The organism is Phenylobacterium sp. (genome assembly GCF_030693805.1).
Classification (GTDB): Bacteria; Pseudomonadota; Alphaproteobacteria; order Caulobacterales; family Caulobacteraceae; genus Phenylobacterium.
In genome coordinates, this window is record NZ_JAUXZW010000415.1 from 40,635 (window position 1) to 50,336 (window position 9,702).

Sequence of the window (9,702 nt, forward strand, 5' to 3'; positions counted from 1 at the left end):
TCGGCATCCTGCACAACTTGCTGGCCTTCACCTTCAACACCGTGGTGTCGCCCTGACGATCAACATGGTGGCCGGGCTGTTCTGAACGACCGACCTAGTCGAGCCGGGCGATCAGCGCCTTGAGTTCCGCAGAGACAGGACAGGTGCGCAGCATTTCGCGCAGACGCTCCTCAACGGCAGCCTGGCGCTGTCCGGCCAGGCCGTCGTGCTGATCGATCTTCGGGGACGAGATCTGCGACTCACGTAAATGCGGCGAGTAGAAGCGATCATAGGTCTTGGGTTCGACCTCCGTCATCAAGATGTCGAGCATATGACTTATGTCCACGCCGGGCTCTGGCGGTGGATCGGAGCAGACGCGCCGCCATAATTCAGCAAGCTCTGCATAGATGATCTCATCGCGGCCCGTCATGCGCCTGTCCTTCGCAACCTCAGGGCCAGACCAACCGCAGGGCGCAACCAAGAGTTCCATCGTCGTGGACTTTCTGCGCTTCTAATTGATCTTGGGCCGTCGAATCAGACTGCGGCGGCGCAGCACAAATGAATGCTGCAGTGCAGGGAACCTGCTCGCGCGTTCGGAATTCGGATTAGTGGGGAGGCGCGGGCGCGACTCCACCCGCCTTCCGGATCACCCTGCATTGAAGGAGCGCCGCCATGAGAATCGCCCAGGTGTCACCGCTGTACGAGGCGGTCCCTCCGAAGCTCTACGGCGGCACCGAGCGCGTCGTCGCCTATCTCACCGACGCGCTGGTCGATCTCGGTCACGATGTGACCCTGTTCGCCAGCGCCGACGCGCAGACCTCAGCGAAGCTTGCCGCCGTGCGTGATCAGGCGATCCGACTGGACCCCGCGCCGCTGAAATCCGATCTCGCCGCGCACATGTCGATGCTGGACGCGGTGCGCCGCCGGGCGGATGAGTTCGACATCATCCACTTCCACACCGACATCCTCCATTTCCCGTTCTTCGAGGCGCTGGCGGGCAAGACCCTGACCACCCTGCACGGCCGCCTTGACCTCAAGGACCTGCCGCCCGTTTACGCGCGATGGAGCCGGTATCCGCTGGTCTCGATCAGCGACGACCAGCGCCGACCGCTGCCGGACGCAAGCTGGATGGGCACGGTGCATCACGGCGTGCCGGGGCAGGGGTATGACCTGCAGCCCGATAGCGACGGCTACCTGGCGTTTCTCGGCCGCATCTCGCCCGAGAAGCGCCCCGACCGCGCCATCGCCATCGCCACCCAGCTCGGCCGACGGCTGAAGATGGCCGCCAAGATCGACGCCGCCGACGCCGCCTACTATCGCGAGGAGATCGAGCCGCTGATCCGCGACAACCCGCTTGTCGAGTTCGTGGGTGAGATCTCAGACCAGCAGAAGTCCGCCTTCCTGGGCGGCGCAGACGCGCTGTTGTTCCCCATCGACTGGCCCGAACCGTTCGGCCTGGTGATGATCGAGTCCATGGCCTGCGGCACGCCGGTGATCGCCTTTAAATGCGGCTCGGTGCCGGAGATCGTCGAGGACGGCGTGACCGGCTTCGTCGTGGACTCGCTGGAGGCGGCGCTTGACGCCGTGCGTCGGCTGCCGACGCTGAACCGGCGCGAAATCCGCCGGCGTTTCGAACTGCGGTTCTCGTCCATGGCGATGGCGCGCCGCTATACGGCTCTGTATGAGGAACTTGCCGCCTCCCCTCGACTGGAAGCCCCCAGGGCGCTCGTGATGTGAGTTGAACGCGTGGACGATCTCGCACCCGCCCCAAACACGGCGGTAGAGCATGGCGAGACCGGCGAACCGCGGGTCCCGCACCGGCTTTTTGCGCTGAAGGACAAGGACACCTTCGTGGTGTCGGACGCGTTCGGGGACATCCTGGGCGCGGGCGACGGCCTCTTCCGGGACGACACCCGCATCCTGTCGCGGTTCCGGCTGCTGCTTGGCGGCCATTCGCCGTCGCTGCTCAGTTCGGCCTTGGCGCAGGACAATGTGTTCTTCACGTCCAACTGCACTAACAGCGCCCTGCCGTTCCCTGGCGCCTCGATGGGTCCCCCTGGCGTGCTGCACGTGGAGCGCAAGCGCTTCCTGTGGGAGGAGCGGCTCTACGAGCGCATCGCCATCGTCAATTACAGCCGTGATCCCGTCATCATGCCGTTGACCATCGAGTTCGACGCGGATTTCCACGACATGTTCGAGGTGCGCGGGATGAAGCGCACGCGGCGTGGGACGCTGGCGCCGCCGGAGATCGACGGCCGCCAGGTGCGGCTGGCCTACGAGGGGTTGGACGGCGTGCGCCGCACCAGCGTCATCGCCTTCTCCGATGCGCCAGGACGCCTGAGCGCACGGCGGGCGGAGTTCATGGTTTCGATCCATCCGGAGGGCCGCCACCAGCTTTACCTTGAGATCGGCGCCGAGGGCGAGCTGACGCCCACCCGCGAACGGTTCCGAGGCGCCGCTGCGCGCGCGCGCTGGGAAATGCGGGCCCGCAACCGCCTCGGCGCGCGGGTGCACAGCTCGGGACGACTGTTCAACGAGTGGCTGAACAAGTCCCGCGCCGACATCGCCCTGCTGACCACGCCGATGGAGACTGGCCCGTACCCTTACGCGGGCATCCCCTGGTTCTCGACGGCGTTCGGGCGCGACGCGATCATCACCGCCTGGCAGATCCTGTGGATCGACCCGTCGCTGGCCAGAGGCGTGCTGGCGTATCTCGCCGCTCACCAGGCCCACGAGATCTCGGCCTTTCGGGATTCCGCGCCGGGCAAGATCATGCACGAGACCCGCAAGGGCGAGATGCCGGCGCTGGGGGAGGTGCCGTTCGGCCGCTACTACGGCGGCGTCGACACCACGCCGCTGTTCGTGGCCCTGGCTGGGGCCTACGCGGAGCGCACCGGCGACATGGCCCTGATCGACCAGATCTGGCCCGCGCTGAAGCGCGCCGCCGACTGGATGGAGGTGTTCGGGGACACCGACGGCGACGGCCTGATCGACTACAAGCGCGGATCGGATTCCGGTCTCGCCAACCAGGGCTGGAAGGACAGCGAGGACTCCGTCTTCCACGTCAACGGCCGCTTTCCCGACGGTCCCATCGCGCTCGTCGAGGTGCAGGGCTACGCGTTCGCCGCCTATCGCGCCCTGGCCAGGTTCGCGCGCCTTCGCGGCGCCGAGGGCGCGGAGGACTGGGAGGCTCGCGCCGAGCGCCTTCGCCGGACCGTAGAGGACCGCTTCTGGATGGAGGCGCAGGGCTTCTACGGCATGGCCATCGATGGAGACGGCGTGCTTTGCGAGGTGCTGGGCTCGAACCCCGGCCACCTGCTGTTCTCCGGTCTGCCCGCCCCCGACCGTGCACGGCGGGTGGTCAAGCGACTGAGCTCGAACGCCTTCGCTTCGGGTTGGGGCGTGCGCACGCTGGCGGTCGGCGAGGCGCGCTTCAATCCGATGTCCTATCATAACGGCTCGGTGTGGCCGCACGACACCGCGGTCTGCGCTATGGGCATGTCGCGCTACGGCGAGCGCGAGGACGTGGTCCGCCTCACCGCGGCGATGTTTGAAACCGCGGCGCATTTCGAGATGCGGCTGCCGGAACTGTTCTGCGGCTTTCCACGGTTTCCCGGCGAGCCGCCGGTCGCCTACCCGGTCGCCTGCCTGCCGCAGGCCTGGGCGGCGGGCTCGGTGTTCATGATGCTGCAGGCCTGCCTTGGCCTGCAGGTCGACGCCTTGGAGCGCCGCATCGAGATCGTCGACCCGCACCTTCCGGTCGGCATCAGTCGTCTGAACATCGAAGGCCTGGCCGTAGGCGATGTGAGGGTCGACCTGCTGTTCGAACTGGTCGGTGAGGCCGTGCTGGTGCGCGTGACCGGCGCCAATGGGGTCGAGGTGGCGATCAAATAAATCGGAACCGCCGATCCCCGCACCCGTTTGCGTCAAGCGGAGCCGTAAGGATGTTTGCGGCGCTTCAACGGGAGACGCCCCCATGCCGGAAATCAAACCGGACCACAGCCTCATCACGTCCAGCCGGGTGACAGACACCCCGGTGTTCAACCGAGAAGGCGACCGGATCGGCCGGATCGAGGATCTGTCGATCGACAAGCTCTCAGGGCAGGTGCGCTACGCGCTGCTGTCGTTTGGCGGATTCCTAGGCATTGGTGAACGCTACCATCCGCTGCCCTGGGCGGTGCTCGACTATGACACGACCCAGGACGGCTACGTCCTGCCGTTGACCAAGGACGAGCTCGAGAAAGCGCCCTCCTACGGCAAGGACGAACTCGAAGGCTTCGGCGGCGGCGATCAGAGCTACCGCGACTTGCTTTACGCCTACTACCAACCGTATGGCGCGGTGCCCTACTGGCCTTAGGCGGAACGTTACGCGCCGCACTATGTGTTGTCGTGACGTAGGCTTGCTTAGCGCTGCGTCGAACTAGGGCGCCGTCTTCCGGCGATGGTGGGGAGACTCTGCACGCCGATCGGCTAGCGGCGCTGGCTGGGTATCGCGTGCTCGACACCGGGCCTGAAGAACCCTTCGATCCCGACGCCCCGTCGCTCAACCGGCGGAGCAATGGCGAATACACGCAGCTGGCGAACATCTACGCCTAGTAGCATTCCTGCAACATTGAAATTTTTATCACGACCGTCACATTCACGCCCTTGACCGGCGGCGCAAAGGCTTCATGTTTTTGTTCGCACGAGCGTGTCGTTTTCGGCCCAATGCAAGGGCGCCCGTTGCGGCGTCGCTCTGCGAATTTGCTGCGGGTTCTCCCCGAACGTTCAGCACGCCTGGACCCGGCCGGCGCATGCCGGCCGGGTTCTTTTCGTGGGCGTCTGCGCCTTTCCCTCCGAACCCGCGGAAGGCTGCGGCGCCAAATTGATGCGATGAATGAAGCGTGCGCTTTATTCGCCATGTGAGTCAGTTCTCTTGGTGAGCTGGCGCGGGTGCGAGCGATCGCTGCGGGTTCATCCCCGAACTCTGCAGCAAACTTGACCCGTTGGACCCACGGCCGCTCGGGTTTCTTTTCATTTCCGGGCGCCGAAGGCGGCAGGCGGGCGATCCGCGCCGGTGCGGCTAGATCGCGGCGCGCGGGAATGCCAAACCGAGCGGCCGGCGCGGCGCCGGCGCCCGGGGACAGGCTGGCCCAGGTGGCGCGGCGCGAGGCGGCGATCAGGGCCTTGCCGGCCAGAGGGGCGCGGGGCCACAAGGACGGGCGATCGGCGAACCCGCGAAAGGCCACCCCCATGTACGACCTGCTCAAGGGATTGAGGATCGTCGAGGCTTCATCGTTCGTCGCGGCGCCGTCCAGCTGCCTGTACCTGTCACAGATGGGGGCCGAGGTGATCCGCCTGGACAACGTCGGCGGCGGCCTGGACTTCAAGCGCTGGCCGCTCTCGCCGGGCGGCGACAGCTTCTATTGGGAGGGGCTGAACAAGGGCAAGAAGTCGGTGGCCATCGATCTCTCCGGCCCCGCCGGTCGTGAACTGGCGGTCGCCATCGCCGCGGCGCCGGGAAAGAACGCGGGCCTGTTGGTGACCAACTATCCAGCCGAGGGATTCCTCGCCTACGACCGGCTGAAAGCGGCGCGCGGCGACCTGATCTGCGTGCGCGTGATGGGCTGGCCGGATGGCGGTACGGCGGTGGACTACACGGTGAACAGCGCGGTGGGCTATCCGCTGATGACCGGCCCGCTCGGCTCCGACGTTCCGGTCAACCACGTCCTGCCGGCCTGGGATCTGCTGACCGGGGCCTACGCCGCCTTCGCCATAACCGCCGCTGAACGCGCCCGATCCGCGGACGGCCAGGGGCGCGAAGTGCGGGTGTCGCTGTCGGACATGGCCGCTGCGACGCTCGCCAACCTCGGTCAGGTGGGCGAGGTGCTGTCGGCCGGCGCGGATCGACCGCGGATGGGCAACGACCTCTACGGCGCGTTCGGCCGCGACTTCGCCACCCGCGACGGCCGCAGGGTGATGGTGGTGGCGCTCACCGCACGGCAGTGGAGCGGCCTGCTCGAGGTGCTGGGGATCGGCGAGGCGGTTGCGGCGCTCCAGCAAAGCCTGGGCGTGTCCTTGAAAGACGAGGAGGCGCGCTTCACACACCGCGAGGCGCTGTTTCCGCTGTTCGAGGCGGCGATCGGCGGCCGCGACTACGCGGACCTGGCGGCGGGCTTCGACGCCAACGGCGTATGCTGGGGGCCGTACCAGAGCGTGCACGAGGCGGTCACCCGGGACGCGCGCCTGTTCGGCGCCAACCCGATGTTCTCCACGATCGCCCATCCCAGCGGCCTGAGCTATCCGGCGCCGGGCGCGCCGGCGATCATTCCTGACGCGGTGCGCGCGCCGCCGCGGGCTGCACCCAGGCTCGGCGAGCACACTGACGAGGTGCTGTCTCAGGTGCTGGGACTGCCTGCGGTGGAGATCGCCCGACTGCACGATGCGGGCGTGGTGGCCGGTCCTGCGCGCACGCCTTAGGCCGCAATGACGCCTGTTCGTCGAAGTGCCGGTGGTGATCTACGGCCGCCGCCTCGACGGTGCGCCGCTGCATCTGAGCGGTAAGGCGACCCTGCGCCGGGTCAACGATGTGCCGGGGTCCAGTGAGGCGCAGCGCCGGTGGCGGATCGTCGAGGCGCCAACCGAGTAGGTCGGCCTATTCGGCCGCGCGCCTGGGCGCGGGCGCCACGTGCGGCGTCGCCAGCTTCTCGCGGCGAGCCGGATCGAGGTTGGTCGGGTCGAAGATGTTGATCACGCCCGCCTGCAGCTCCTCCCATTGGGGATGGCCCAGCGCGCGAGCCGCATCGTGCGCGCCGGCCTGCCAGTGCTGGTTCACCGAGGCGCGGGAGAACTCGTAGTCGCCGCCGAACGCCTCATGGCCCGCCTGCCGGTAGATCAGGTGCACGATGTTCAGGGCGCGCAGCGAAGCGTGGGCGGACAGCAGCCGCAGGTCGGGCTCGTCGCAGAATCCGTCCGGTAACCGCGCCAGCAGCCGTCCCAACGCCAGCTTGACCTCCTGTTCGCGCTTGGCCACGTCGGTGTTCAACCGGGTGCGGCTGGAGAAGCGGATGGCCTTGGCGCGCGCGTCGGCCTGCAGCAGGTCGCGCGGCATCTCGCCGGTGGCGCTGAACAGGTCGAGTTGGAAGACCAGCAGGTCACGCGCCTCCTCGGTCTCGATCACATAGTTGAGCGGGGTGTTGGAGACTAGGCCGCCGTCCCAATAGTCCTCGCCCTCGATGTCGATCGGCGGCAGGCCCGGCGGCAGCGCGCCGCTGGCCAGGATGTGTTCAGGGCCGATCCGCGTGGTCGCGGTGTCGAAATAGGCGAAGTTGCCGGTGCGGATGTTGACGGCGCCGACGCTGAGGCGTGTCCGGCCCTGGTTCAGGCGGTCGAAGTCCACCAGCCGATTCAGCGTCTCGACCAGCGGCCCGGTGTCGTACAGGCTGAGCGCGTCCCGCGCGCCGACGCCGTTCGGCCAGGGCCAGGGCAGGCGGGGGGTGAAGAAGCCCGGCGCGCCGAACATCATCGCCGCCGCGGCGCGGGCCAGTTGTGGTTCTTCTGCGCCCAGATACACCGGCGCGAGGGACGCGGCCCCACTGGACACCGTCGACCAGAAATCCTCCAGGTGCTTCACCCGATCCGCGGCCGGCGCGCCGGCGATGATCGCCGCGTTGATCGAGCCGATCGAGATACCGGCCAGCCAGTCGAAGTCGGCGATCTTGCGCGACAGCACCGAATAGGCGCCGGCCTGGTAGGCGCCCAGCGCACCCCCGCCCTGCAGGACAAGCACGGTGGCCGGTGTGCGCAGCGCGTCGGCAGGCATGCGTGAACTCCGTTAGGCGGGCGCCCGCGAATGCGCCAAGGTGCGTCGCACATAGTGATTGCTGCACTGCAGCGCAGCGCTTGTAACGACCCAACCGTCACCAAGGCGACTACTGGCGTTCAAAAAATCGCCCGAGTTGGACGGATGCCGTGCTCTAGGCAGGCGCTGACCAGGGGATCTCGTACTTGAAGCTGAGGCGCAGCTTGATCCTGAAGGCGGTGATCTGGCCGTCGGTCCCGATGGCGAGGTCCTGCTCGACGACCTCGGCGATCCTCAGGTCGCGCAAGGTGCGCGAGGCGGTGGCCAGCGCCTCCTTGGCGGCGTCTTCCCAGCTTGCTTCGCTGGTGCCGATGATTTCCGTCACGCGATAGACGCTCATGGCTGCTCCCGATCCTGAAAGCCCCCGAGCGGCAGTAGCCGCCGCATTTTCGTTGCGTGCAAGCGTCGTGGCCGCGTCGGTTGTGCATACGCGTACACGCCGATATGACATCGCTGCACGGCGGGCGATCGCGGCGCGCGGGTTGGCTGGAAGGTTCGGCGTAGCCCTTGCAGTTGAGGATGCGCCAGCACATTTCCACTGCGGGATGGAGCGCCTAGCGTTCGAGTCATAAGAAGAATGCGTTGATATGAATAAAGAAAGTGGCGTTCGAGCGGTTGCTGCCTCGGGCCTTTCCGAGGACGAACCGATCGAGCGCGACGGCGTCTATGTGACCCAGACGCTGACCAGGGGGGAATTGACCGATCGGGTTGCGGAGATCCTGCGCAAGGATATCCGCGTCCATGGGACCCGCGAGCCGAGGGTGATCATCGCGAGCGGCCGCTGCCGCGTCGGATCAACGGCTCTGGCCAATGTCTTTGGCCTGGCGGGGGCGGCGTCGTTCTACCAGCCCGTAAAGACCATCATGCGCCACGTCATCCAGGCCAAACCGTTCGAGCAGCCGCTGCAGTTCGATGCGGCCTGCGACATCGTGTTCTTCAAGGAGACATTCGGCCCCTATGTGGAGATTGAGACCACCTTCGATCCGCTGGAGGCGATGCTGCGCTCAGGCTACCCCGCCGACCGCATCTCGGTGATCGGATTGGAGCGCCATCCGGTGCAGTCCTACGACTCCTGGCTGAAGAACTGGGGCGGCGTGGTCGAGCGCGGCAAGCTCCTGCGGAACTTCATTTCCGCCTCGCGCCAGAACGCCCAGGTTGAACGGACCGCGCGCGCCAACGGCATTCGCTACGCGCCCTTCCACTACGAGTGGATCGCCGATCGCCTAGGCGCGTTCGCCCACCTTGAGCGCGAACTCCAGCTTGGCGCCGGCTTCTTTGAACCGGCCAACGCGTCATGGGGAGCAAGAGGAGAGCTTGGGTCCGCACACTCGGCGATCCGCCATTTCGACGAGGCCGAAGTGTTCCTGACCAAGGACGCCCACCTGAATCTGGATGGCTACATCTACCAGAGGCGCCTGGTGCGTCACGTCCTGCCGCATGAGATCGCGATCATCGAGGCCGCGGGCCTGCCGGCCGTCCAGCCGGCCCCGCCGAACCTGCCCTAGCGTCTGACCGGGACCTCGCGGATCAAGCTGCGCATCCCGGCCACCATCGGCCCTCCGCGATCAGACACGACTGGCGCAATCCATTTCCTGCACCAGTCTTGCATAGTACAGCCGGGCCTCGCGGATCGGAAGGGGCGACCATGACTGCAGACGCGCCGACGGTCTCGATCCTGATGGCCTCGTACAATGGCGCGCGCTTCCTGCGGGCGGCTATCGACTCGGTTCTGGCCCAGACCCACGCGGCTTGGGAGCTGCTGATCGTCGACGACGCCTCCAGCGACGACAGCGCCACGCTCGCCGACCACGCCGCGCTGTTGGATCCTCGCATCCAGGTGTTCCGGCAGCCGACCCGCGGCGGACCGGGCGCCGCGCGCAACC

The 9,702-nt window shown here is 67.0% G+C and carries 10 protein-coding genes; 7 read left to right on the plus strand and 3 right to left on the minus strand.

The window, feature by feature from the left end; translation table 11 throughout:
* Nucleotides 1-94 precede the first annotated feature (94 nt).
* Entirely contained in the window at nucleotides 95-409 is a 315-nt protein-coding gene (locus Q8M88_RS16790; protein WP_305598304.1) for a hypothetical protein, read from the minus strand.
* A gap of 242 nt (nucleotides 410-651) precedes the next feature.
* Between Q8M88_RS16790 and Q8M88_RS16795 the strand changes: the two genes are divergently transcribed.
* The 5 genes from Q8M88_RS16795 (at nucleotide 652) to Q8M88_RS16815 (ending at nucleotide 6,607) form a co-directional block, all read left to right on the plus strand.
* The gene (locus tag Q8M88_RS16795; protein WP_305598305.1) at nucleotides 652-1,716 is read left to right on the plus strand and encodes a glycosyltransferase family 4 protein; all 1,065 of its coding nucleotides are present in this window, start codon (nucleotides 652-654) and stop codon (nucleotides 1,714-1,716) included.
* Nucleotides 1,717-1,725: 9 nt separating this feature from the next.
* Complete coding sequence (locus Q8M88_RS16800) at nucleotides 1,726-3,873, plus strand: amylo-alpha-1,6-glucosidase (protein WP_305598306.1); 2,148 nt, start codon at nucleotides 1,726-1,728, stop codon at nucleotides 3,871-3,873.
* Nucleotides 3,874-3,955: 82 nt separating this feature from the next.
* Complete coding sequence (locus Q8M88_RS16805) at nucleotides 3,956-4,336, plus strand: PRC-barrel domain-containing protein (RefSeq protein WP_305598307.1); 381 nt, start codon at nucleotides 3,956-3,958, stop codon at nucleotides 4,334-4,336.
* Nucleotides 4,337-5,211: 875 nt separating this feature from the next.
* Entirely contained in the window at nucleotides 5,212-6,438 is a 1,227-nt protein-coding gene (locus tag Q8M88_RS16810; RefSeq protein ID WP_305598308.1) for a CoA transferase, read from the plus strand.
* A 31-nt stretch (nucleotides 6,439-6,469) separates the two neighbouring features.
* Nucleotides 6,470-6,607, plus strand: a complete 138-nt coding sequence (locus Q8M88_RS16815) for a hypothetical protein (RefSeq protein WP_305598309.1) — start codon at nucleotides 6,470-6,472, stop codon at nucleotides 6,605-6,607.
* A gap of 6 nt (nucleotides 6,608-6,613) precedes the next feature.
* On the opposite strand, the gene Q8M88_RS16820 is transcribed toward Q8M88_RS16815, so the two are convergent.
* Nucleotides 6,614-7,780 (minus strand): patatin-like phospholipase family protein, encoded by a 1,167-nt coding sequence (locus Q8M88_RS16820; protein ID WP_305598310.1) that lies wholly within the window; start codon nucleotides 7,778-7,780, stop codon nucleotides 6,614-6,616.
* 154 nt (nucleotides 7,781-7,934) lie between these two features.
* Nucleotides 7,935-8,159 carry a dodecin family protein gene (locus Q8M88_RS16825; protein ID WP_305598311.1) on the minus strand — a complete coding sequence of 75 codons (225 nt, stop codon included), beginning with the start codon at nucleotides 8,157-8,159 and terminating at the stop codon, nucleotides 7,935-7,937.
* Between the two features lie 247 nt (nucleotides 8,160-8,406).
* Between Q8M88_RS16825 and Q8M88_RS16830 the strand changes: the two genes are divergently transcribed.
* Entirely contained in the window at nucleotides 8,407-9,324 is a 918-nt protein-coding gene (locus tag Q8M88_RS16830) for a hypothetical protein (protein ID WP_305598312.1), read from the plus strand.
* Between the two features lie 140 nt (nucleotides 9,325-9,464).
* The coding region (locus Q8M88_RS16835; RefSeq protein WP_305598313.1) for a glycosyltransferase family 2 protein at nucleotides 9,465-9,702 on the plus strand (238 nt) is incomplete at its 3' end.

Bases quoted from the DNA above. Each gene is read 5' to 3' on its own strand.
- Q8M88_RS16790 (WP_305598304.1), bottom strand. From the start codon at position 409: ATGACGGGCCGCGATGAGATCATCTATGCAGAGCTTGCTGAATTATGG.
- Q8M88_RS16805 (WP_305598307.1), top strand. From the start codon at position 3,956: ATGCCGGAAATCAAACCGGACCACAGCCTCATCACGTCCAGCCGGGTG.
- Q8M88_RS16825 (WP_305598311.1), bottom strand. From the start codon at position 8,159: ATGAGCGTCTATCGCGTGACGGAAATCATCGGCACCAGCGAAGCAAGC.
- Q8M88_RS16830 (WP_305598312.1), top strand. From the start codon at position 8,407: ATGAATAAAGAAAGTGGCGTTCGAGCGGTTGCTGCCTCGGGCCTTTCC.
- Q8M88_RS16795 (WP_305598305.1), top strand. From the start codon at position 652: ATGAGAATCGCCCAGGTGTCACCGCTGTACGAGGCGGTCCCTCCGAAG.
- Q8M88_RS16820 (WP_305598310.1), bottom strand. From the start codon at position 7,780: ATGCCTGCCGACGCGCTGCGCACACCGGCCACCGTGCTTGTCCTGCAG.
- Q8M88_RS16810 (WP_305598308.1), top strand. From the start codon at position 5,212: ATGTACGACCTGCTCAAGGGATTGAGGATCGTCGAGGCTTCATCGTTC.